Genomic DNA, 25,405 nt, shown 5'->3' with positions numbered 1-25,405 from the left:
ACTTCATCGATAACCTGAAGCTTAAACGCCAAGCTGTAATCAAGTCGGGTCCTTTTACTTTTGCCCGAAACTCCTGTATTCTTCATAAGTTGACATTTTAAGTGTCAACTTATTTCAGGACGATACAGAAAGCGCAAAGCATAAAGCAAAAAGCTATTGTGGAGGATAACCAAAGCGATTTAAAATATTCGCTAAGATCATTCTTCACAATAGCTTTTTGCTTTATGCTTTATGCTTTGCGCTTTCCGCTATTTACCAACTTTATCTCCGTCGTACGCCCACTTGATGTAGCTGGCGCCCCAGGTGAATCCGCCTCCGAAGGCAGCCATCATAAGGTTATCGCCTTTTTTGAGGTATTTTTCATAGTCCCACAGGCATAAAGGAATAGTACCGGCGGTGGTATTACCGTAGCGGTGAATATTCATCATTACTTTTTCATCAGGAACGTTGATGTATTGGGAGGTAGCCGCAATGATACGTTTATTGGCCTGGTGAGGTACCAGCCATGCAATATCATCAGCAGTGAGGTTATTGCGTACCATCACATCTTTGGCTGCATCTGCCATGTTGGATACCGCGTATTTGAATACCATCTTACCTTCCTGGTAAACATAGTGTTCACGGTTGGTCACGGTTTCAAGGGTAGCAGGTTTTACAGAGCCGCCGGCTTTCATGTGCAGGTATTCCCGTCCATGACCATCGCTTTTCAGGATACTGTCTATTAAGCCATATCCTTCGGTATTAGGCTCCAGCAGTACCCCGCCGCCGCCATCACCAAAAATAATACAGGTGGTTCTGTCGGTATAGTCGATGATAGAGCTCATTTTATCGGCTCCAATAACCATTACCTTTTTGTAACGACCACTTTCAATGAAGCGGGCGCCTGTATCCAGTGCATATAAAAAACCAGAGCAGGCCGCGCTGATATCAAAGCCGAAGGCATTTTTTGCGCCGATTTTGTCAGTTACTACGTTGGCCGTAGACGGGAAAGTCATATCCGGGGTAACGGTGGCCACAATCAGCAGATCAATTTCCTCGGGGGAAATACCTCTTTTTCTGCAAATTTCAAGCGCTACCGGAACACACAAATCAGAGGTTCCCTTCCCTTCTCCCTTCAGTATCCTTCTCTCCGAAATGCCCGTCCGGGTTATTATCCAGTCGTTCGTTGTATCAACTAATTTTTCTAATTCCTGGTTGGTAAGCACGTAGTCGGGAACATAGCCACCCACCGCTGTAATAGCGGCCGTTATTTTATTCATATAAACTAAATATGTGTTTAAAACGAGGCGTAAAAATACGATATAAACGTATATTTCCTAAAAAAGTCGCATATGAGGAACTTAAAGGATTGACAATCCATTAAAAGTTAGCATCTTTGCCCCGATTTACCCAAAAGGACATTATTAATCAATTTCCAAAAGTTTAATTAAATTACTGAACCTTTACCTGGTATGATAGCTTATCTGAATGGAAAATTAGCCTATAAGTCACCCGCTTTGGTTCATATGGATGTGAATGGAATCGGTTATGAAGTACAGATCAGCCTTAATACCTATTCCCGGATTCAGGGGATGGAAAGCTGTAAACTGTTAACCTTCCTGCAGATTAAAGAAGACGCACATACCCTGTATGGCTTTTTTGAAGAGGCAGAAAGAAGCCTGTTTCTGTTGCTGATCAGCGTTTCAGGTGTAGGGGCCAGTACTGCCCGCATGATGTTATCTTCCCTGCAACCGGAAGATATACAAAGAGCTATCATGATGGAAAATGAGCGGATGCTCGAAAGTGTGAAAGGAATCGGTGCAAAAACAGCCAAAAGAATTATCCTGGAATTAAAGGATAAGATCGCGAAACACAAAGACGCCGGCGTACATTTATCTGTTGGCGTAAACAATACAATGCAGGAAGATGCGTTAAATGCTCTGATAACTCTGGGAATAGCCCGGGGCATGGCCGAATCGGCAATTCAGAAAGTGATGAAGAATGAGCCACTATTGCAAAACTTGGAAGAGCTGATCAAGAAAGCCCTGAAAAGTTTATAATTTATAAATGAAATCCTCTATAAAACCTATTTTTCTTGGCAAGAAAAACATTCTATGGTGCTTTTGCCGTAATAGCAATTGTATCCTTTATCATTGTTGATACTGCCGCTAGGGATCGTTCTGGGAATCTGAAATTATCGAGAAAGAGCTGGAAGCCGGATACCACCATTACAGGTCAAACCAAAATCGATACTACCGGAAAGAGAGATACCTTGAAATACCCCCTTCAGGACAGACGAGGCCCCAACATAACGGATCAGGGGTCAAGGAACGCTATTGACCTGAAAGATCCTGCTAACATCAACAAAACGGTAGAATACGACCCGGTTACCAAACAGTATACGGTTACCGAAAAAGTAGGTAGCCAATATTATCGTAACCCTACCTACCTGAGTTTCGACGAATTCTATAAGTTACAGGCTAAACAAAGCGAACAGGATTACTGGCAGAAAAGAGCCAGCGCCCTGGGTAACCTGAACCAACGCAGCAACGGCCCTTCCCTGTATAATGGCAACAACCTCTTTGACCGCATCTTTGGCGGCAGCAAAGTGGACATCCGCCCCCAGGGAAGCCTGGACCTTACCTTCGGCTACCAGGGACAAAATATCAAAAACCCCGTACTGGTTGAACAAGCCAGGAAAAACGGCGGATTCAATTTTGATATGGGTATCAACATGAACGTGGTAGGTAAAATAGGCGATAAGCTCAAGTTAATTACCAACTACAATACCCAGTCGCAATTCGACTTTGAAAACCAGGTGAAGCTCGAGTACACTGGTTATAACGATGAAATCATCAAGAAAATAGAAGCGGGTAACGTTAGCTTCCCTCTTCGCAGTACCCTTATTTCCGGTATCCAATCCCTGTTTGGGGTGAAAACCCAATTACAGTTCGGGCGCTTAACGGTAACGAGTGTACTCTCTAACCAGAAGTCGCAGAAACAAAACCTCATGCTCAAAGGCGGTACCCAGGTACAGGATTATAACCTGAGAGCCGATGAGTACGAAGATAACCGCCACTTCCTGTTAGCACAGTTCTTCCGGGATACCTTTAACTACGCGATGTCCAACCTGCCGGTAATACGGTCGCTGACCAACATTACCCGCCTGGAAGTTTGGGTAACCAACAAAACCGGGGCTACCACCCAAACCCGTGATGTAGTGGGCTTGATGGACCTGGCTGAGTATAACCCGTATAACAAAACGGCTGTAAAACCCCTGACTTCTTCCAAATTACCAGACAGGGGAACCAACGACCTGTACGCCAACCTGATCAGGGACCCGGCCAGCCGCAATACAGGAACAGTTGTTAGCCGGTTACTGGCCCTGGGCCTGCAACCCGTATCGGAATTTGAGAAAACATTTGCCCGTAAACTCGATTCTACCGAATACACCTATAACAAACAACTGGGTTTCATCTCCCTTAATCAACAATTATTACCGGATGAAATACTGGCGGTAGCCTACCAATATACCTACAACGGACGGGTATACCAGGTGGGTGAGTTTTCACAGGATGTACCCCCGGATCAGAACAATAGCGCCAACCAGCCGATATTGTTCCTCAAATTGCTGAAAGCTACTTCTGCCCGGCCCACCCTGCCTATCTGGGACCTGATGATGAAAAATATTTACGCCACCGGCGCCTTCCAGGTAAATAAGGAAGATTTCCGCATGGACGTATACTATAAAGACCCTGGTGCAGAAGGCCGTCCACCCAGCGATAAACGATATATTCCTGATGCCAAAGGGGATTTTGCCGGCGCACCTATCATTACCATTCTTGGACTCGACCGCCTCAACAACCAGCTGGATCCCCAGCCCGACGGGGTATTCGATTACGTGGAAGGATACACGATTAATTCGCTGAACGGGAAGATCATGTTCCCTACGCTGGAACCTTTTGCCGGTGGACTGAAAAAAGCCTTCGGCGGAGATGCCAGCCTGGAAAAGCAATACCTGTATAATGTGCTCTATGACTCCATCAAGGTGGTAGCGCAACAGTTCCCGCAATTGAACCGGTATGTGATCCGGGGATCCTATAAATCGGCTTCCTCTTCGGAAATCAACCTGGGCGCCGGTACTACCATCCCGCCGGGTTCTGTTACCGTAACCGCCGGTGGTCAGCAACTCCGGGAAAACGTAGATTATATTATCGACTATAACCTGGGCAGGCTTAAAATCATCAACGGCGGTATCCTCAACTCCGGCGTACCTATTAATGTGCAGTTTGAAAATAATGCCTTGTTTGGGCAACAGGTCCGAAACTATTTCGGTACCCGGCTCGATTACATGGTGAACGATAAGTTAAGTATAGGTAGTACCGTGGTACGGATGAGCGAAAGACCCTATTACCAAAAGGTAAACTATGGGGAAGATCCGATTAAAAACACCATGGTTGGCCTGGATGCGAACTACGCTTCTGAATGGAAAGGGCTGAACCGCTTCCTGGATAAGTTACCCAATTATAAGAGTACCACCCCGTCCCATATCTTATTCACCGGTGAGGTAGCGCGACTGTTCCCCGGGCATAGTAAGTTGATTAATGCACCCGGCAGTAAGCAGGGTACTGCTTACATAGATGATTTTGAAGGGGTGAAAAGTGGCTACGACCTGAAGTTTCCCGCTACCAGCTGGGCACTGGCCTCCACACCGAAAGGCGCAACCGATGCCTCCGGCCGCGAAATGTTCCCGGAAGCAGCATTAAATAATGTGCTGGAATATGGAAAAAACAGGGCAAAACTGGCCTGGTATATTATAGAACCTACCCTCCAGTTACCTAAATCACCTAACCTGCCCCCAGGTATCACTACAGATGGTCAATCCGACCCACGGGTTAGGTTGGTATACCAGAAGGAAGTATTTAAGAACAGGTCTACCGACTTTGGCCAAAGCCAGTTAAGTACCCTCGACCTGGCCTACTATCCTACTGAAAGAGGACCATATAACTTTACCAGCAACCCGGTGATGATGAACCGTGATGGATTTTTGGCAAGGCCACAAACCAGGTGGGGCGGTATCATGAGAGCCATTGACAACAGCGACTTTGAAACCGCGAATATAGAATACATCGAATTCTGGATACAGGATCCGTTTATCAAACAGCCTAACAGCACCGGTGGGTCCCTGTACTTCAACCTGGGTAACGTATCGGAAGATATCCTCAAGGACTCCAAGAAATTCTTTGAAAACGGGATGCCTAATCCCAACACGGACCCGAATAAGATCGATTCGTCTAACTGGGGCCGGTTGCCTAAGTTCCAGCAACAGATCACCCAGGCATTCGATAACGATCCAAATGTCCGCGCTTACCAGGACGTGGGATATGATGGTCTGAAATCACAGGATGAAGCGGCCTTCTATAAAGGCTATATGGATACAATGCGAATGAACTTTGCAGGAAGTCCGGTATATAACCAGGCCCTGAAAGATCCTTCCAATGATGACTATAAGCATTACCGCGATCAGTCTTATAATGGTATGCCTATCCTCGAACGCTATAAAGCATATAGCAACCCGGAAGGTAACTCCCCGGTATCCGATCCGAAAAATACTTTTTCTTCTGCCGCCACCAATATTCCTGAATCAGAAGACCTGAATAAGGATAATACGATGAATGAAACAGAGGAATATTTCCAGTATCGGGTAGATCTGAAGCCTAATATGCAGGTGGGTAGCAACTATGTTGTGGATAAGATTGAGGCAGATGTAACATTGCCCAATAACCAGAAAACCACAGAAACCTGGTACCAGTTTAAAGTGCCGCTGAACCAGTTCAACGCCAAAGTGGGTAATATTCCCGATTTTAAATCCATCCGCTTCATGCGTATGTTCCTCACGGGCTTCACAGATTCGGTGGTAGTACGCTTTGCCAAACTGGAACTGGTAAGGAATCAATGGCGCCGTTATATGTATGAACTGCGCCCCGGAGATCCTATTCCACTGGATAATGCCACCACGTTTAATACGTCTGCGGTGAATATTGAAGAAAACTCTTCCCGCACACCTATTCCATATGTGCTGCCACCAGGAGTAGTAAGACAAAATACGATCAGTACCAACAATACCACCCTGCAACTGAATGAGCAATCATTATCAGTACAGGTATGTAATCTGAAAGACGGTGAAACCCGCGCCCTGTATAAGACCCTGAACATGGATCTTCGTCAGTATAAAAAGATGGAGATGTATATCCATGCTGAGGCAGTAGGTACTGCTACTGCCTTGAAGGACGGACAGCTGCAGGCTGTAATCCGTATCGGTAGCGACTTTGTAAGCAACTACTACGAATACCGTATTCCGCTGAAAGTAACCGATTGGAGTGCGAAAACAGCCGTGGATATCTGGCCGGACCGCAATAATATGGAGCTGGTAATGTCGCAGCTCAGCGCCCTGAAGCAGAAACGGAATATGTGTGATTCCTGTTCGCCATTATTGCCGTATCCACAAACCCCCGTAGCCGACCAGTATGGCAACTTTATGCAGGTAGTGGGTAATCCAAGCCTGGGAGATGCCCGCACTATGATGATAGGTATCCAGAACCCTAAAGATGATGGACAACCTCACTGTGGGGAGGTTTGGCTGGATGAGCTCCGCCTGTCTGACTTTGATGAAAAAGGTGGTTATGCCGCATTGGCCAGGGTAGACGTACAGCTCTCCGATCTGGGTACTATTTCAGTATCCGGTAATATGCACACCGCCGGTTTTGGAAACATTGATCAACGGGTAAATGAACGTTTCCGGGATAACTTCCTGCAATATGACGCAGCAGCCAACCTGGACCTGGGTAAACTGCTCCCGAAGAAAATGGCTATTTCCATCCCGGTATATGCAGGTTATTCACAATCTGCCAGCAACCCTCAGTATGATCCTTACGACCTCGATATAAAACTGAAAGATAAACTGGCCCTGGCCAGGAACCGTGCGGAAAAGGATTCTATCCGGCGTGATGCGCAGGACTTTACCTCTATCAAGAGCCTGAACTTTACCAATGTCCGGAAGCTAAACCTCGGCGGTGGCGGTAAACGGCACCTGTGGGATATCGAAAACTTCGACATCAGCTATTCCTTCTCGCAGATACTGCGGCATAACCCGCTGATCAAAAATGACCTGCTTACCAAACATCGCGGGGGACTGGGATACAACTTTGCCGGTCAGCCACATTACCTGGAGCCGTTTAAAAAATTGATCAAGAGTAAATCACATTGGCTGGACCTGATCCGTGATTTCAATATCAACTATGTACCGGCTATACTGAGCTTCAGAGCCGACATTTCCCGGCAGTTTGGCGCTACCCGTGTGCGTAACGTAGGTGGAGATGTGAAATATCAACTCCCGGAAACGTATAACAAGTACTTTACGTTTGACCGCTACTATACAGTGAAATGGGATATTACACGTAGTATCAACTTCGAATTCAATGCGGTGAACAATGCACGTATAGACGAGCCTAACGGCCGCCTCGATAATTCGGCGAAGAAAGATACCGTGCGTAGAAACTTCTTCAAAGGAGGGCGTAATACCAACTATATGCACAACGCCAACTTCACCTATACATTGCCTACTTCCAAGTTCCCGGCCCTTAGCTGGACGAACATCGCATTTGGATATAGCACAGAATATAGATGGACAGGCGCTTCCCAGCTGGCATTGTACCTGGGTAATGCTATCGAAAACTCCCAGCAGAAAACGCTGACCGCCGAATTCAAATTCGTAGAGTTATATAACAAGTCCAAGTTCCTGCGAAAGATAAATGCAAGGAATCCGCAGAGCAATAGTAACAGTAACAACAATAACCAGAATAAGAATAACAACAACCAGCAGCAGCAAAACCAGAACCAGACTGCTTCCAACGAGATCTCTCCATGGGTGAAAGGCATACTCAAACCATTGATGATGCTGAAGCGGGTAGGCTTTAACTATAACGAAAATGCAGGTACACGTTTACCAGGATATATAGACAGTACCAAGATAATAGGTATGAACTGGGCTACCATGGCGCCGGGACTCAATTTCGTATTCGGTTATCAGCCGGATAGGAAGTGGTTGGATAATTTTGCGAAGAAAGGATTGATCACGCCCGATACCCTGTTCAATATCCAGGCCCAGCAACAGTTTACCCAGCGTTGGGATCTGCAGGCCCAGCTGGAGCCGGTCAACGATCTGCGCATCGACCTGAATATGACCAAGTCGTTTACCAAAACGCATACGGAATTGTTCAAGAACCTGACCGATCCGTCCAACTTCCAACACCTGAGTCCTTACGATGCCGGTGGTTTTGAAATTACCTACATCGCCATCAAAACGATGTTTGGGCACATTAATGCCTCAGATGGGGTATCACAAACCTTCCGCAATTTTGAATCTTATCGTAATACGATTTCAAAAAGACTGGGTGCTATCAACCCATACAATAAAGATCCGGGCATCCCTGCCGGCGATCCTAAAGATCCTACCTATGCCTACGGTTATACCCGGTATGCCCAGGATGTGTTGATACCAGCATTCCTGGCAGCTTACACTGGTACCACGCCAGACAAGGTATCCCTGCTCAAACAGGGTAACGATAACGTGAAAAGTAATCCTTTCAGTAACTATATACCAAAACCAAACTGGAATGTTACTTACAATGGATTAACCAAACTGGAACCCTTCCGTTCCTTCCTGACTAACTTCACGTTAAGACATGCCTATACCGGAACGCTCAGTATGAACTCCTATAATACTTCCATGTATTTTGAGGATCCAAGACTGGCGGGATTCCCGGCATTCCGTGATACCGTGTCCGGTAACTATTACCCTTATTTCCTGGTGCCTAACCTCACCATCACAGAGGCATTTGCGCCATTACTGGGGATAGACCTCACTTTTGTAAATAGTTTTAACGCCAGGGTAGAGTATAGGAAGAGCCGTTCCCTTAGTCTTAGTCTCATCGATTATCAGCTGACGGAGGTACGGTCCAGTGAAATTATTATCGGCGCCGGCTACCGGGTAAGAGGGGTACAGCTGCCGTTCTCCTTCAGTAAAAATGGAGGCAAGAAAGCGCAGAATGATATGAACTTCCGGCTGGACCTGAGCTTCAGGGATGATAAAACGGCCAATAACAGGCTGGATGCCGATTTGTCGATACCCACCAGCGGCCAGAAGGTCATTGGTATTTCACCATCGATCGACTATGTGGTGAACAACAGGCTCAATTTGCGCTTCTTCTACGACCGGCGACAAACTATCCCGGTTATCTCCACGGCATATCCCATCACCAGCACCAGTGGTGGCTTAACATTCAGGTTTATTTTATCTCAATAGAAAATACTTACATATAACGGATTTATAGATAGATAGTAAATGCCCGATTATCTAACTATAAATCCGTTATAGTGAATGCCAGATTGGTAATTATTTACTAGGTTTGCGCCGTGAAATGGTTCCTGATTATATGCATTTTCCTGGGGTTGCTGCTGCAAAATTTCAGCAAGAGCCTTATCGTAGTGCAGTTTCAGGTAAACCAGGCCTTCATAGCCAGGGAGCTGTGCGAAAACAGGAACAAACCCCAAATGCATTGTAACGGGCGCTGTCACCTGAAAAAGGAGCTGGACAGGGATGCCCGGCAGGAAAAAAATAACAATACCGGGAAAAATAAATATGAAGTGATGTTTGTAGAAACCATTCATGCCTTCACTTCCACAACTCCTAAGAATAACATTAACGTTACGCCTTTTTATAAGGACCCCTACCTCGATACCTTCACTATTGCCATTTTCCATCCGCCACAGTCAGTAGTAGCCTGATATTCCTCTATACTACCTGACTAACCCTGTTCGCCTTTGGCGAACAGTCAACGATTTATATACATGAAACAATGTTGTTTACTCATCATTGCGTGTATGGCTGCGTATAGCAGTTATGCACAGCAATTGCATGGACGTGTGGCCGATGCCCAAACCAAAGAAGCGCTGCCTGGCGTGAATATAAAATTACTGCATGCAGCAGCGGGATGTAATACTAATGCCGCCGGTAAATATGAACTGACCGTGGCCAGTACTGATTCCATAGAAGTATCCTATACCGGTTATCTCTCCCGGAAAATAGCCGCAAAAGAGATGGCGGCTATGCCGGTCGTTTACCTGCAACAGGCTACTACCAACCTGAACGAGATTATTGTATCTTCTTCCCGTGATAAACAACGGCGTACAGAAGCGCCAGTGGCCATCAGTACCCTTTCTCCGCAAACATTAAATGAAGCCAAAGCGGTTACGATAGACCAGGTGCTGAATAAAGTAAGCGGTGTGTATATGGTGGACCTCGGTAATGAGCAGCATACGATGGCCATTCGTCAGCCTATTGGTTATAAAAGCCTTTTCCTTTACCTGGAAGATGGTATTCCCATCAGAACCATCGGCGATTTTAACCACAACGCCCTGATCGAAATCAATATGGCCGCTGTGAAAAATATTGAAGTGATCCGCGGCCCTGCTTCCTCTTTGTATGGAAGTGAAGCGGTGGGCGGCGCTGTTAATTTTATTACCGCTTCTCCCACGTTGGTCCCTACCGCTAAAATACAACTGGAAGGCAGCAACTGGGGCTATAAGAGAACCGATTTCAGTGTATCCAATACCGTTAAAAAAGTTGGCTTTGCGGTGAGTGGTTATTACGCCAATCAAAGCAATGGCTATATGGATCACAGCGATTTTCACAAGTTATCGTTGACAGCAAAAGTGGACTACCAAATCAATGAGAAGAATAAATGGACCAATGCCGCTACACTGATCAACTATAAAACAGATCAAACCGGCGGACTGGACAGCGCCCACTTCTTTGCTAAAGACTACCGCAATTTCCAGACTTTTACGTACCGGGAAGTGAAAGCTTTACGGGTACGCAGTACTTTGGAACATGAATGGAGCAGCAGCAGCCATACTAATTTTACCGTCTTCTTCAGAAATAATACCATCGGGCAAAATCCATTTTATGCCATTAAAGATATCCGTGGTACCCTCAAGGCTAATGGACAAATTAATAGTGATGGATTTAACAGCTACGGACTGATTATACAGCATAAGAAACAATTTGCCTGGAAAGATGCCGCCCTGACTGCCGGTGTGAGTGCGGATTATAGCCCTGCCACTTACCTGGCCAATTATATAGACATTACTAAAGACGCGGCTGGCTATTATGCCAGTTACCGCGCCACCGATTCCGTTTTAACGGATTACCGCGTGGGATTACTGAACAGCGCTGTATATACACAGTTTGAGTTTTCGCCGGTGCAGCGGATGCGGGTAGTAGCTGCCCTGCGTTACGACCAGATGGATTATAATTTTGAAAATCATCTTACGCCTTCTGCTTATACAGGCGCTCCCAGCGAACGGAATAATTTCAATGCCTTCACTCCAAAGGTAGGTCTCACCTACGATCTGGGCCATCAGCGTGGATTGTATGCCAATTATAGTGTTGGATTTGCGCCGCCTAATATTTCAGAGCTTTACACCGGGGTAAAGGTGCCGGTACTGAAATCGGCTACTTATCAAAACTATGAAGCTGGTGGCTGGCTGGGATTTGCGCAGCACAAAGGATATGCAGACCTCAGCGTTTACCGGATGAATGGTACCAATGAAATTGTGAGTGTAAGAAATGCAGACGGCGTGTACGAGAATCGTAATACCGGCGCCACAACGCATAGCGGCGTAGAATGGAATGTAAAGTATACACCGTTGCCCAGCCTGTTTATCAGGAGCAGCGGTACTTATGCCGTGCATATTTTCAAAGCATATAACGACGGCAACAAGATATACACCGACAACCAGATGAATGGTGCGCCTAAGTGGATTACGAATACAGAAATTACCTGGAAGCCTGCATTAATAAAAGGTTTCAGGATAGGCGGCGAATGGCAGCATATCAGCAAGTATTATATGGATGCTGCCAATACATCGGTATATAACGGGTACGATTTGTTCAATGCGCGTATGGGCTATGCCTTCAAGGGATTTGAATGTTGGCTCAATTGCATGAATATAGGCGATCAGTTATATGCTACCACGGCAGAAAAATCGGCCTATGGCAAAACCTATCGGATTGGGCCACGTCAGACATTTACGTTTGGTGTTGCCTATACATTTACCGGAAAATAATAGCAAGATGAAAAAAGTTGCAGCTGGATTGATGCTAGGGTTGATGTTTTCCTGCCACCGGGGGCAGGTGCAACCGGAGCATACACTGGTATTGTCGCATGCAGGAAAGGCAGCTTCCTGCCCATTTATTACGCAGGACGGAAGTGGTCATCCGGTGGTGAGTTGGGTGGAGAAAGATGATAGTACAGAAAACGGCTTAATGTTGTATGCGGTATCTAACGATAACGGCTATACGTTTTCGTCACCGGTGGCAGTTACTGCTACTGCAGGTGTATTTCCACATGATGAAAATTTACCGAAGATATTGTTCAAACCTGATGGTACCGTGATTGCGCTCTTTGGCGTGGAGGCCAACGATCCGCGTAATAAATATGCCGGTAAAGTGATGTATACCCAGTCATTCGATGGTGGCAAGCATTGGCAACCTGCGGTGCCGCTGGTTACCGATACGGCGGGGTACGATCAACGTTACTTTGATATGGCCTTATTGCCTGGTGGCGAGGCGGCGGCCATCTGGCTGGATAACCGTAAACAAACTAACGCAGAAGGCTCCACGCTTTATTTTGCGGTTACCCATGGACATAGTGGGTTTGGGCAGGCGAAGCCGATCGCGGCTACGGTATGTCAGTGCTGCCGCACCAAGTTGTATGTAGCCGGCAATGGCGATGTACATGTGGCTTACCGCGACATTATCAACGATTCTATCCGGGACATGGTACACCAGGTATCCACAGATGGAGGACAGTCGTTTTCCGCCCCGGTGCGCATCAGCGCAGATAATTGGGTGGTGAATGGATGTCCGCATACCGGGCCTACGCTGACCGCCAACAGCCAGGGATTGCATTTTGCCTGGTTTACTATGGGGGGCGGGCAAGGCGCTTTTTATTGCCGTTCACTAGACAACGGTAATACCTACACGCAAAAAGAGTCCCTGAGCAAAGCGCCGATGGCCAAGCATCCTCAAATGACTACGGTAAACGATGATATCCTGGTAGTATGGGATGAACCGGTGAAGTGGAAAAATGATTTCAATAGCCGGGTAGGATTTCAATACAAAGCGGCGGATGGGAAAACGATGCAGGCAGGAATGTTAACAACCGATAGCAGCTACGCTAATTTCCCGGTAGTAGGTGCGGTAAAAGACCATAAAGCCCTGGTAGCGTATAAAAGAAGAGAAGCGCAGGGAAGCCAGGTAGTGGTGACCCGGTTGAATATAGATTAAAAGCCACCATGGTATCTAAAAAGGCAAATGGGATATAGTTATGTGCATAACTATATCCCATTTGCTTAAAAAATGTTCTCAGTTGTACCCCAAAGAAAAGCCTTGTTGTCCTGGCCATTCTTTATGAGAGGCTGCCCACCGGCCGTAATTGCCCTTCCTCGTGTTGCCAAAGTAAAAACGCCATCCTTCTTTCCAACTCGGATAGTACAGGCGTAGCAAGTACATAGTAATAAATGTAAGCATAGGGATATGGTTTCAAGTTTAGGATAGTTCAGTTAGTTTAGTCGCATCGGTATAGATTTTTTGCCACATGGATAGTGTATGGACAAAAAATATATAAATGTTTCCAAATATAAAAACTATCTCTATGTATTGAAATCACATCTATGTGTTATTTTTTATCGATGTAATAAGCATTGGCTTGTTGTAATGGCGTTACTACCAGGTCGTTAATACAAACATGGGGAGGAAGCGACGTGCAATAAAATACCACGTCTGCCACATCCTGGGCGCTAAGCGGAATAAATCCTTTGTATACATCTTTCGCCTTTTCTTCATCTCCCTTAAATCTTACCAGGGAAAACTCGGTTTCAGCCGCACCGGGATGAACAGCGGTTACCTTTATACGATAGGGCAGCAGGTCGATACGCATACCCTGGGAAATAGCATCTACCGCTGCTTTGGTGGCGCAATACACATTGCCCCTGGCATATACCAGCTTGGCCGCAGTAGAACCAATGTTGATAATATGACCGGTGGTACGGGCGCGCATCCAGGGAATGACAGCCTTGGATACATACAGCAATCCTTTTACATTGGTATCTATCATGGCATCCCAGTCAGATGTGCTGCCTTCATCAATAGTGCTTAACCCCGCGGCGAGGCCCGCATTATTCACCAGGATATCTATCTTTCTCCATTCTTCCGGGATATTTCCCAGCACATCATTTACTTCCTGCTCAATCCTCACATCAAAATTCAGGGCCAGCACATTCACGCCAAATTCCTGTGTCAACTGTGTCTTGAATGCTTCCAGTCTTTCTTTACGGCGACCTGTGATAATTACATCATAACCTTTAGCGGCATACGTAGTAGCACATGCCTGGCCAAAACCGGCAGTAGCGCCGGTGATAAGAACAATACCCATGAGACGTCAGTTTTTTGTGCAATTTACTAAGGATCAGCGGATCAGCGTCACCGTTCCTTTTTTCTGTATCACTTTACCGGTGTAATCGGTACCCTGTAATATCCAGATATAGGTGTCTACGGGAGCTGGCATGCCCTTGTAAGTGCCGTCCCATCCGGCGCGGAAGTCAGTGGAGGAGTAAATTTCCACGCCCCAGCGGTTGTAAATTCGGAAGAATTTATATTCGGTGATCCCCACCGGTACAAAGCGAAAACGGTCGTTCTGCCCATCTCCATTGGGCGTAAAGGCATTGGGGATATATATTTCAGGACCAGTATAATATTTTACGCTCACGGTGGCGTAACCGAAACATCCCTGTTCGTTGGAAACACGCAGCTTAAACACAATGTCGCGGTTATAGTTGAGTACCGGCCGGGCAATGAGCGGATCACTTAAACCATCGGAGGGGCTCCAGGAATAGAAATCGCCCCCGCTGCCCTGCATGACCAAAGGCTGCCCCCTGGCCAGTATGGTATCATTTCCCGCAAAGGGATTTACCTCATATATACGCAGGTTTTTGGTCACCGTTTTTTGGCAATTTTTATCTGTCAACAACGTCAGCGAAATCGTATACACGTCGCCTTTAGTAAAGGTATGCGTAAGGGATTGCTGGCTACCAGGAGTAACAGTGCTGTCCGACACGCCAAAATCCCAGATATGGCTGATAATATGGCCATAGCGGTAAGACGAAGTATCATTAAACGCAATAGGATCGCCCCGGCACAAACCGGTACTCGTGAATCCCGCTACCAGGCCGGGATAATTGTTTACTTCACCCTGCATGCTATCGGTGCAGGCCAACCCCGGGTTTACCACCAGCTTTACCCGGTATACGCCTGTATCAGGGTACTGATGATAGAACATGGTTTTGCTGTCGGTAAGGGTATCTGTCCCATCCCCGAAAGTCCAGTAGTAGGTAGAGGTAAAACCGGCATTACTGGAGTTGGTGATAGGTACGTGTAACGCGGGATCTTCCGTACAGTTATTTAACACCGGTGGAAAGCTGGCAATAATTTTTGTCTGACAGTCAAACACGGTCAATAGTATATCCTTGCTATGAGTGCCCAGGAATTGTTTAGTGACCCGGTCGTATTCATTCACGCATACCGTCACCACATATTTTCCTGGCTGGTTGGGCGTACAGGTAATCAATCCACCGGAAGATATAGAAATACCCGGACGCCCACCCATTGGGTTACTACCCGAATAAGGAGGTATATAACGAACGGTAGTATTATAAGGAGGTGGTGTGGTAGAATTACTTTCGTTGGTACTGGAACCATCTGTTAATGCATTGCAAAGATTATAGGTCAGGCTGTCGCCGTCTTCATCATAAGCCGCATAATTCAGCGAAAAGGGGAGCGCGTTACAGATAACGATGGAAGTATCTTTATTGAAATAAGCGCTATTGTTATTAGGCCTGGATTCTGTACCGGGAATAGTGGTGTAGTAAGTGGAACCTTCATGTTCCGAATCATAGATGTTGCTAAGTTTTTCGCCACGACAGCAACGTTGGGAAGCTACGTAATAGCCACCCGCAACGGGTGCCAGTTCAATTTCCGCCGTATAAAAAGCTACTTCCAGGTGCTGGGCCTGTGGCGCCAGGCAGGGATTTTTCAGCGTATCTATCAGCGGGCGCGTATGTTCAATGTAGAGATATACGGAAGATAAAACTTTGGAACCATTGAAAGTAAATACGTTAGCAGTGACGGGGTTCTCAAATCTGTCGATACAACCTTGTCGGTCGCCGCAGGTAAAATCTGCGTCGCGATACAACTTGAGGGTGATGAGATAACGGTAGCGCGTTTTATCTCCGTTCAGTCCTAATGTTTTATAATAAATTTCGCCACCGATGATATGATATCCAGCTGCGAGTATGGGGAACAAACAGCAGCTCAATATCAGAAAAACTGCTCTCTTCATGATGGTGGATACTGCTCTCTGAATTTAACAAAAAAAGAGCAGATCCTGTTCAATCCGGGCAACTTTATCTTACCAGTGTAACGGTGCCTTTACGCTGTACGGTGTTATTGTTAACATCCTTCCCTTGTATCACCCACACATAGGTGCCTACACCGGCTTTTTGGCCATTTACCGTGCCATCCCAGCCTTTCATATAGGTAGTGGTGGAGTACATCAGTTTACCCCAGCGGTCAAATACCCGGAAGAATTCTATTTCTACAATGCCCACTGGTAAAGGGCGGAAGATGTCGTTTAAACCGTCGCCATTGGGAGAGAATGCATTAGGTATATAAATATCCGGCCCTTTGATAAAGCGCACGAAGATATTGTCAGTACCCGAGCAGCCTTCCTGCGTATAGGCGGTAACGGTATAGGTGATGTCGTGATTATAGGTAGTTACCGGGTTATAAACATTGGGATTATTGAGCCCATTCGGAGGCATCCAGGCATAACGTACCCCGCCACTCGCGTTGAGCTGGAAAGGAGTGTTCAGCATGATAATGGTATCATTTCCTGCAAAGGCCTGTACTTTGGGTACTACGTTTACCTGCACGGCGGCTGTTACCTCTTTGGGGCATCCCAGTGTGTCCGTTACCGTTACCGTAAACCACGTAGTATCAACGGGATGTGCTAATGTGACCTGGGAGCTGGGCTTATCCACATAGTAGGCAGGCGCCCACCTGTAATAGGCGCCGCCGCCAGCCCGCAGTGTCAGCGGGATGCCAAAGCAAACGGTGGTGTCGGGAGCGGCAGTTGCCTGCGGCGGATCTACCACTTTCAGACTCACGGTATCGGCTGTATGACATTTACCCAGCGATACCATTACCTCGTATTTTTGTCGCGGAGGCGTAGGGGTAACCAGGGCATCGGAGTTGGTAGACACCACCTGCCTGGTGGCCAGGTCAGTCCAGCGGAAAGCATAAGGCCCATCTGCCACTGCCGTCAAATGAACTTCATCGTTGGTACACACGGTGCTATCGGTAGTGGTTTGCAACCGCAGGGTGTCTTTCACTTCTACCAGTATATCTTTGTCATTTACACATCCTTGTGTATCCGTAAAAGTAACCTTATAAGTGTAGGTGCGGGGCGGGAATACAATGGGATCGGGCGTATTGGGCCGGAGAATAAAGTAATTGTCCGGCGTCCAGGCAAACCGGCCGGCCACACTGCTGGCGGCCCACATATGCAGGCTGTCTTTTACACAGAGCAGGGTGTCGGAGGTGGCGTTGAATGGCGGTTTGTCGTATATCGTAATGGTATCTTTAATAGTTTGTTCACATCCCTTTTCGTTACGCGCATATAGTTTAATCTCGTAGTCGCCGGGAGTTTTATAGAGATAGGAAGGATTGGGCAGATTCGAGGTATCCCCATTGCCAAACTCCCACTTATAATAACTGATCTTTCCTGCATCGGAGCGGGTAGCGTTGGAATTGAACTTCGTTTCTTTATTGGTACAAAGACCGGCAACAGAAAACTGCGGCTTAAATACCGGGTAGGCATATACGATAGCAGTGGCGCTGTCGCCGCAGTTGCTGGTTTTATCCACATACAGTTTTACGGTATACACACCTTCTTTGGCGTAGGTATGTGTAAAAGGATCGGCGCTATTGGTATTCAACGTGGTACCATCTCCAAAATCCCAAAAATAGGGCTTCCCCAGGGTACTGTTGTTGAGAAAGGTAACCGTGAGACTGGAACAATCAGCATATTTTTCCGGCATGGCCGCCGTTACCTGTTTCACACAAGTGGTAACGTTGATATGAAAGTCTTTACGGAGGGTACCGATTTTAACGCCGTTGCGGTATTCGTGTACGCATACCGTAACTACATATTTTCCGGCGGCAGGAGCAATACCCGAAATGATGCCGGTTTTGGGATTAATGGTTACATTGGGTCCCAGTGGGCTACTGCCGCTATACGGAGATACATAGGATACAAAGGAGTACGGGGGAGCTGCCGCTGCGGGGGGAATATTATCTTCACCGGTCAGCTTACCACCTTTATAAGCATCACAAAACTCGTATACGAGGGAATCTTTATCTACGTCAGACGCCGAGAAATCGTACGTGAATTTTTTCTCGGAACATACCAGCGTAGCTTCTTCTTTATTGAAGGTGGGACTGGAATTATTGATGGCGCCTGTAATGCTGCCCGGAATTTCTGTATAGTAAGTAGCGCCTGTACCTACATCCGGGCTGTTGGGGATAGGTTCTGCCACAATATTCTGCATAAACGGATCACGGCAACAACTCTGGAACGACACAATATATCCCTGTGTATTTACAGGTACAGTGATGGAGGTAGTATATGTACCTATCTGGTAACAAATGACGGGAGGGTTTACAATACAGGGATCTATCTGTCCCAGTGTTTTTTCTTCAAAGGCAGTGCGTTTGATCAGGTTATCTGATACCCAGCCATTGTTGCCTTTATCGAAGACGCTGAGGTATACAGCATCAGGCATTTTTGCAATCCGCGGCCCCGTGGTACATACCCGGTATAATTTCAGTGTAACGGAGTAAGTAACCTGGTTACCATTTTGTGACACAAATTTATAGTATACCTGCCCCCCTATAATATGGCTGGCCTGCGCCATCAGGGCGCCCGCCATGCATAGCAGGAAGACAAATAGCTTTTTCACAACCAGGGATTTAGATGATTATAGTTGACAAAAGGCAATAAATTGTTCCAATATCACATTGCTTTCAGCGGCCACTTCCCACATACCCATGTGGCCTACATGTTCAAAAATATGTATGCTGCTGAGATGAGGCAAAGTGATCTGCGGCAACACGTTCTCTAATGGTACTGCGTTATCGTCTTTACCGATGATGAACAGCACCGGTGCGGTTGTTTGCTGTAATACCGCTGTTCTGTCGGGCCGCTGCGCCATGGCTTCATAGTAAGCCACCAATGCAGGTAATCCACATCCCATTCCCATTTTAACATAGGCGTCCACCCATTCAGGATGTGCGCTTTTTGTAACGGGACTGAACATATTCGGAAGGGTTTGTCGTATAAAGGTTTCAGCGCCATACTGTTCCATCAGTTTAATGGATTTACGCCGGCCTTCTCTTTTCTCTTCGCTATCCGCCTTGGCAGTGGAGTGAAAGAGTCCCAGTCCTTTCAGTATCCGGGGATATTTTTCTGTCAGTGCCAATGCCACATAGCCTCCCATAGAGTGACCAATGATCACCGTTTCCTGGATATTTTCGGCTAACAGGATGGCATACACGTAATCAGCCATCGATTCCATGGTCAGTGGCGTAGTGACAGGTGATGCCGCTGTTCCCGGTAAGTCAGGAATAATAACCCGGTATTTATTTTTGAGCTGCGCAGTTTGAGCAGACCAAAGCTCCGCATTTTCTGAAAATCCGTGTAAAAGCACTACCGTTGCACCTTCGCCTTCATCAAGCCAGGTGATGTTTCCGTTATTGATTGACTTCCGCATGTTTTAAACCGGGAATAAATCGTGAAATAAAAGCATGTACAAATAACAAGATACAAAATATTAATGCGGCTTTCGACACCAGGTCTCCATTTTTTACATAGAACGTAGTTACCGTCTCTGGTGTTACAGACGCCTTAAAAACACTTTCCTGCCAGTAGGGCTGTGGCTGATGAATATTACCTGCCGGATCTATTACGGCAGAGATACCAGTATTGGCACAGCGTGCAATCCAGCGCCGGGTTTCAATAGCCCGGATCCTGGCATATTGCAGGTGCTGGCGATGTCCCTCTGTATTACCCCACCATCCGTCATTGGTGATAATGACTAACAGATTAGCACCGGGTTTAATATGGGTAGCCATATAATCGCTGAATACGGACTCGTAACAGATCACCGGGAAAACATTAATACTGTCTGCCGGGTTGGTAAACATTTCTACACCGGGCATACGGCCATAACTACCGGTAATACCGCCAAAATCGAGCGCCACACTTTGCATAAATGACAGGTAGCCCACGTAAGGCACCAGTTCAGCACCAGGCACCAGTTCGTACTTGTGATAGATCTGTACAGACCTGGAGGTATCTACCTGTAAAGCGCTGTTATAGGCATCCCAGCGGCTACCATCGTTCAACGTTCTGGCAGTGGCAGGTATTTCCTCCGTGCTGTTATAACGTTTCAGTGTAGCGGCGCCGCTGATCAGCTTCGCCCTGGGATATTGACGCAGCATTTCCCGGATGGCCTGTATCTCCGGCTGGTAGTTCAGGTCATGCTCCCAGGCTCCCTGTGGAAATAAGGCTGTTTCCGGCCAGATAATATAACGGGTATTGCTATCCGCTTTTTCTTTGCTGAGCCGGATTAGTTTTGCCAGTTGCTCCATAGCCGATCCGGAACTGAATTTTTCATCATAGGGGTCTATATTGGGCTGCACCACCACTACATCGGTTTTCCGGGCAGGATTATCTGTGGGAGGTTGGATAAAAGTCGACAGCAATAACGGAATACCGATGATCAGTACCGGCTTCCAGCTTTCATTGCGCAATACCTGCTTCCAGGAAAAGTCGTATAGGCGCGTACGTTTCCATACATTGTAAATCACGATGTTAGCCAGCAATACCCATAAAGTACCGCCACTGGTGCCGGTATATTCATACCATTGTATCCATCCCGGCCGTAGTGCAAAGGCATGACCCAATACCAGCCAGGGCCAACTGAATTCCCAGGTTTGATGGATATATTCGAAGGTTAACCAAAAGATAATCAGGGCGAAGTAAGCCACCCGTTCGGGCAATCTCTTACGGGAATTTTTAAAAGCCAGCCAGGGTACGCTCATCAATAATGCGTTGAAGCAGTTGGCAAACACGCCGCTCATGGGCAGCGTAGTATTGCCCACCCACCAGGTAGTAGCCACATTCCATACCAGGAAAGCCAGGTAAACCAGGCCGAAATATTTCCAGCGGTGCTGCACCTTTTCACTGATATATAACAAAGGAGTAAATGCAATGAAAATAAGTGGTGTAAGCGGCATGGTTGGCCAGGATAGCCATAGTATGATACCACTTAAAATACTCAACAGCAGGAAAGGCTTCTTCATTTATTATAGGAATTGTGAATGTCGATTGGGAACGAAGATAAGCGGGGAATTACGGAAAACAAAAACGCCCCGCATGAAAGTGCGGGGCGTATATTTCAATGTGCTTTATTATCTGCTGTAGTTCGGTGCTTCCTTGGTAATCACCACATCGTGCGGGTGGTTTTCCTTAACGGTAGCAGCGGTAATTTTTACGAACTGTGCTCCCTGCAGGGCTTTGACGTCTTTGGAACCGGTAAGACCCATACCAGCACGTAAACCACCTACAAATTGCTGTACTATTTCAGACAGCATGCCTTTGTACGGAACGCGGCCCACAATACCTTCTGGTACCAGTTTCTTGATATCATCTTCGTCCTGGAAGTAACGGTCTTTACTACCTTCCTGCATCGCCTCAATAGAACCCATACCACGGTATGATTTGAACTTACGTCCTTCGTAGATGATGGTTTCTCCGGGGCTTTCTTCCACACCTGCGAAGATAGATCCGGCCATGATAGTGGAGGCGCCTGCTGCCAGTGCTTTTACCATATCACCGGTATAACGGATACCACCGTCTGCAATCACCGGGATACCCAGTTTTTTCAGCGCGTCGGCGGCTTCCATTACGGCAGACAGTTGCGGGAAACCTGCACCAGTTACGATACGGGTAGTACAGATAGATCCGGGACCTACACCTACTTTTACCGCGTCGGCGCCTGCCTGTGCCAGGGCCAGCGCACCTTCTGCAGTAGCCACGTTACCGGCAATTACCTGCAGCTTAGGGAACGTTTTCTTTAATTTCTTCAGGTTGTTTAATACAGCAATAGAGTGGCCATGCGAACTATCCAGGCAAACTACATCCACACCTACATTAATCAGTGCCTGTGCACGATCCAGCAGGTCGGCGGTAATACCCAGCGCAGCTCCTACCAGCAGGCGGCCAAACTCGTCTTTTACGGCGTTAGGATAGCTGGTCAACTGTAAGATGTCACGGTAAGTGATCAGCCCTGCCAGTTTCCCCTGCTTATTAACAACCGGTAATTTTTCAATTTTATATTGCTGGAGAATTTTTTCTGCCTTCTTCAGGTCCGTGCCTTCCGGAGCAGTGATCAGGTTTTCACTGGTCATTACGTCCTTTACCAGGCGCTTTTTATTTTTCTCGAAACGTAAGTCCCTGTTAGTGAGGATACCTACCAGTTTGTTGTGATCGTCTACAATAGGAATGCCACCGATGCCGTTTTCCTTCATGAGCCGTAATGCTTCACCAATGGTAGCATCGCCTTTGAGTGTAACGGGATCCATGATCATACCGCTTTCACTACGTTTAACGCGTCTTACCATTTCAGCCTGGCGTTCAATGCTCATATTTTTGTGGAGAATACCTATTCCACCTTCTCTCGCCAACGCAATAGCCAGTGTAGCTTCAGTAACAGTATCCATCGCTGCAGATACCATCGGTATATTCAGACGTATGTTTTTTGTTAATTGCGTAGAGAGATTTACTTCTTTAGGCAGAACTTCAGAGTAGGCCGGAACCAGGAGCACATCATCAAATGTAAGTCCGTCAGCCACAAATTTGGGTTTAGATTTTCCCGCAGGCATGATGCAACTATTAATCAGTTAAAAAATAATTGCACGCAAATGTACACCTTATTACGCAATAAATAAAATAATCGCGTTGTCAACCAGCCTTGGGGTTGTTAATAAATCATTAACAAACGGGCAAAAAGCCCTGCTACACGCGCTCGTAGCGTTGTCCTGGTAAACTTCTGAGTAAACTTTGCATTTCCAGGTTGAATACTGCCACTGCTACCTGGCTACCCGATAGCCGGGTTTGGAGATATAATTCTTCCAGGTGCCGCTGCGGCTTTTCCCGGAACAAGGCCATAATAGCCTGTTCTGCTTCGGTTAGCGCCGGAAATAAGCTGGGTTGTACCGCCGGCGGGGTTTCTGGCCTCGCTTTTTCCTCCCAGCCCATGAGCGCCAGTACATCGGCGGCATCTCTCAGCAAAACGGCCTTATTCTGCTGGATAAGCTGGTTGCAGCCGGCCGACTGTATATCCTGTATTCTGCCCGGCACGCACAATACTTCCCGGTTGTACCCATTGGCCAGGTCGGCAGTGATAAGAGAACCTCCCCGGATACCGCTTTCTATCACGATAGTAGCATCGCAAATCCCCGCTACGATACGGTTACGCTTCGGAAAGTTTTGCCGGTCCGGCAGGGTTTGGCTGCTGTAGTCGGTCAGCAATCCGCCCTGCTCCAGCATATCGGTAGCAATTTGCTTGTGTGCCGCTGGATAGATCCGGTCCAGGCCATGCGCCAGCACTCCAATAGTAGGTATCCCGGCTTTTAAGGCCGCTTTATGAGCTATGATATCTATGCCGTAAGCCAATCCGCTCACAATCGTAATACCCGCCGCCGCCAGGTCCTTTACCAACGCTTCACAAACGCTGCGACCATATACCGATGGATGCCGTGTACCTACTATGCTCACCATACGCGGCGGATTCAGGGAAGCATGACCTTTGTAATACAGCATAGCAGGACTGTCATAACAATGCAACAACCGTTGGGGATAGCCCGGATCCCGGAAAAACAAGGGCTGTATCCTGTATTTCTCCAGGAATGCCATCTCGGCCTCGACTGCCTCGAAATCGCGGAAATTCAATAGCGCGGAGGCACGAAGGGCGCCCACTGTTTCAATTCTTTCCAGCGCATATTTTTTGGCTTTGAATATTTCTCCGGCAGAGCCAAAGTGTTCGAGCAATTTTTTAATGATGACATCTCCAATCAGGGGAATCCGGGTTAATGCTATCTGGTACATTAATTCCTGGGGCATAACAAACAAATATTTCGGCATAATTTACAATTTTCTGCCGGCACTTATTGTGCGCCACATGAATTATTTTTGCAGCGACTAACGGATATTTTATGAAGATGAAATGGATATTACCAGGAGCCTTGTTAATGGCTTTGTTTGCATGTAAAACTACCCGTCCGGTAGCAGAAAAAACAGCTGCTACCACCCTGGTGCCGGGAGGCCCTGCCTGGGCAGCTCTCTGGCAACAACAATCCGGCGAATACAAGGCCTTATGCCTACAAGCCTATCAGCTGGCGGCTTTAAGACTAGACCAGTATCTTGCCACAAAAGGAAACAAACCACTGGCAGTAGTAACAGATATAGATGAAACGGTGCTCGACAACAGCCCTTATTCGGTACATCAGGCCCTGGCAGGCAAAGGATACGACGACAGGAGCTGGATGGAATGGACCGCCAAAGCCGCCGCCGATACGGTTCCCGGCGCCCCTTCCTTCTTTAAATACGCTGCATCCAAAGGAGTAAAAGTGTTTTATATCACCAACCGTGCGGAAAGCGAAAGAGCGGTTACACTTCGCAACCTGCAGCAATACCAGTTCCCCGATGCCGACGATCAGCACCTGATGCTGAAAACGACTACTTCTGGTAAAGAACCCCGCCGCCAGCAGGTGTTACAGCAATATGATATCGTGATGTTATTTGGAGATAACCTGAGCGATTTTTCTGCCATTTTCGACAAAAAACCTTTTGATGAAAGAAATGCAGCCGCGCTGCAATCTGCTGCCAGCTTCGGTAGCCGGTTCATCGTACTCCCTAATCCCATGTACGGCGATTGGGAAGGCGCTCTTTATAACTATCAATATAAACTGAGTACACCGCAGAAAGATTCAGTGATGAAAAGCCGGTTGAGAAATTATTAGTACAGCATATTTTAAATTAGTAAGCGCGTCTATTTTTCCTGCAAAGCAGGAAAAATAGACGCGCTTATATTAGATGAAAATATTTTCGTATAGACGATACCG

Annotated in this window: 14 protein-coding genes; 6 read left to right on the top strand and 8 right to left on the bottom strand. The window is 46.9% G+C overall.

Going from position 1 to position 25,405, the window contains the following annotated elements; all coding sequences use genetic code 11:
• Positions 1–248 precede the first annotated feature (248 nt).
• The gene (locus HGH91_RS17110; protein WP_168740002.1) at positions 249–1,259 is read right to left on the bottom strand and encodes a beta-ketoacyl-ACP synthase III; all 1,011 of its coding nucleotides are present in this window, start codon (positions 1,257–1,259) and stop codon (positions 249–251) included.
• A 192-nt stretch (positions 1,260–1,451) separates the two neighbouring features.
• Between HGH91_RS17110 and ruvA the strand changes: the two genes are divergently transcribed.
• The 5 genes from ruvA to HGH91_RS17085 all read left to right on the top strand — a co-directional run bounded on the left by ruvA (position 1,452) and on the right by HGH91_RS17085 (position 13,390).
• Complete coding sequence (gene ruvA / locus HGH91_RS17105) at positions 1,452–2,039, top strand: Holliday junction branch migration protein RuvA (RefSeq protein WP_145664681.1); 588 nt, start codon at positions 1,452–1,454, stop codon at positions 2,037–2,039.
• 35 nt (positions 2,040–2,074) lie between these two features.
• Complete coding sequence (sprA, locus tag HGH91_RS17100) at positions 2,075–9,343, top strand: cell surface protein SprA (RefSeq protein WP_168740001.1); 7,269 nt, start codon at positions 2,075–2,077, stop codon at positions 9,341–9,343.
• Positions 9,344–9,453: 110 nt separating this feature from the next.
• The gene (locus HGH91_RS17095; protein WP_168740000.1) at positions 9,454–9,825 is read left to right on the top strand and encodes a hypothetical protein; all 372 of its coding nucleotides are present in this window, start codon (positions 9,454–9,456) and stop codon (positions 9,823–9,825) included.
• Between the two features lie 63 nt (positions 9,826–9,888).
• Positions 9,889–12,168 carry a TonB-dependent receptor gene (locus HGH91_RS17090; RefSeq protein ID WP_168739999.1) on the top strand — a complete coding sequence of 760 codons (2,280 nt, stop codon included), beginning with the start codon at positions 9,889–9,891 and terminating at the stop codon, positions 12,166–12,168.
• Positions 12,169–12,175: 7 nt separating this feature from the next.
• Complete coding sequence (locus HGH91_RS17085) at positions 12,176–13,390, top strand: sialidase family protein (RefSeq protein WP_168739998.1); 1,215 nt, start codon at positions 12,176–12,178, stop codon at positions 13,388–13,390.
• 391 nt (positions 13,391–13,781) lie between these two features.
• Here the strand turns inward: HGH91_RS17085 and HGH91_RS17080 are convergent, their stop codons facing one another.
• From HGH91_RS17080 to dprA, 7 genes are all read right to left on the bottom strand, one after another.
• A complete protein-coding gene (locus HGH91_RS17080; RefSeq protein WP_168739997.1) occupies positions 13,782–14,537 on the bottom strand; it encodes an SDR family NAD(P)-dependent oxidoreductase in 756 nt (251 codons plus the stop codon).
• Positions 14,538–14,570: 33 nt separating this feature from the next.
• Entirely contained in the window at positions 14,571–16,499 is a 1,929-nt protein-coding gene (locus HGH91_RS17075) for a gliding motility-associated C-terminal domain-containing protein (RefSeq protein ID WP_168739996.1), read from the bottom strand.
• A gap of 64 nt (positions 16,500–16,563) precedes the next feature.
• Positions 16,564–19,179 carry a gliding motility-associated C-terminal domain-containing protein gene (locus HGH91_RS31530; RefSeq protein ID WP_168739995.1) on the bottom strand — a complete coding sequence of 872 codons (2,616 nt, stop codon included), beginning with the start codon at positions 19,177–19,179 and terminating at the stop codon, positions 16,564–16,566.
• A gap of 18 nt (positions 19,180–19,197) precedes the next feature.
• Complete coding sequence (locus HGH91_RS17065; protein ID WP_168739994.1) at positions 19,198–19,989, bottom strand: alpha/beta fold hydrolase; 792 nt, start codon at positions 19,987–19,989, stop codon at positions 19,198–19,200.
• A complete protein-coding gene (gene lnt, locus HGH91_RS17060; RefSeq protein WP_168739993.1) occupies positions 19,970–21,583 on the bottom strand; it encodes an apolipoprotein N-acyltransferase in 1,614 nt (537 codons plus the stop codon). Before lnt ends, HGH91_RS17065 begins: the two co-directional genes overlap by 20 nt.
• Positions 21,584–21,691: 108 nt before the next feature.
• A complete protein-coding gene (gene guaB, locus HGH91_RS17055) occupies positions 21,692–23,164 on the bottom strand; it encodes an IMP dehydrogenase (protein WP_168739992.1) in 1,473 nt (490 codons plus the stop codon).
• A gap of 133 nt (positions 23,165–23,297) precedes the next feature.
• Entirely contained in the window at positions 23,298–24,404 is a 1,107-nt protein-coding gene (gene dprA, locus HGH91_RS17050; protein WP_168739991.1) for a DNA-processing protein DprA, read from the bottom strand.
• Positions 24,405–24,496: 92 nt separating this feature from the next.
• Here dprA and HGH91_RS17045 point away from each other — a divergent pair, with 92 nt between their 5' ends.
• The gene (locus tag HGH91_RS17045) at positions 24,497–25,303 is read left to right on the top strand and encodes a 5'-nucleotidase, lipoprotein e(P4) family (RefSeq protein ID WP_168739990.1); all 807 of its coding nucleotides are present in this window, start codon (positions 24,497–24,499) and stop codon (positions 25,301–25,303) included.
• Positions 25,304–25,405 lie beyond the last annotated feature (102 nt).

The organism is Chitinophaga eiseniae (assembly GCF_012641265.1).
GTDB classification, from domain to species: Bacteria; Bacteroidota; Bacteroidia; order Chitinophagales; family Chitinophagaceae; genus Chitinophaga; species Chitinophaga eiseniae_A.
This window is presented reverse-complemented; position numbering and strand designations above follow the sequence as displayed.

Excerpts from the sequence above, each read along its gene's own strand:
- HGH91_RS17065 (WP_168739994.1), bottom strand. The coding sequence starts at position 19,989 with ATGCGGAAGTCAATCAATAACGGAAACATCACCTGGCTTGATGAAGGC.
- HGH91_RS17085 (WP_168739998.1), top strand. The coding sequence starts at position 12,176 with ATGAAAAAAGTTGCAGCTGGATTGATGCTAGGGTTGATGTTTTCCTGC.
- HGH91_RS17045 (WP_168739990.1), top strand. The coding sequence starts at position 24,497 with ATGAAGATGAAATGGATATTACCAGGAGCCTTGTTAATGGCTTTGTTT.
- ruvA (WP_145664681.1), top strand. The coding sequence starts at position 1,452 with ATGATAGCTTATCTGAATGGAAAATTAGCCTATAAGTCACCCGCTTTG.
- HGH91_RS17080 (WP_168739997.1), bottom strand. The coding sequence starts at position 14,537 with ATGGGTATTGTTCTTATCACCGGCGCTACTGCCGGTTTTGGCCAGGCA.
- lnt (WP_168739993.1), bottom strand. The coding sequence starts at position 21,583 with ATGAAGAAGCCTTTCCTGCTGTTGAGTATTTTAAGTGGTATCATACTA.
- guaB (WP_168739992.1), bottom strand. The coding sequence starts at position 23,164 with ATGCCTGCGGGAAAATCTAAACCCAAATTTGTGGCTGACGGACTTACA.
- HGH91_RS17075 (WP_168739996.1), bottom strand. The coding sequence starts at position 16,499 with ATGAAGAGAGCAGTTTTTCTGATATTGAGCTGCTGTTTGTTCCCCATA.
- HGH91_RS17090 (WP_168739999.1), top strand. The coding sequence starts at position 9,889 with ATGAAACAATGTTGTTTACTCATCATTGCGTGTATGGCTGCGTATAGC.
- HGH91_RS17110 (WP_168740002.1), bottom strand. The coding sequence starts at position 1,259 with ATGAATAAAATAACGGCCGCTATTACAGCGGTGGGTGGCTATGTTCCC.
- dprA (WP_168739991.1), bottom strand. The coding sequence starts at position 24,404 with ATGCCCCAGGAATTAATGTACCAGATAGCATTAACCCGGATTCCCCTG.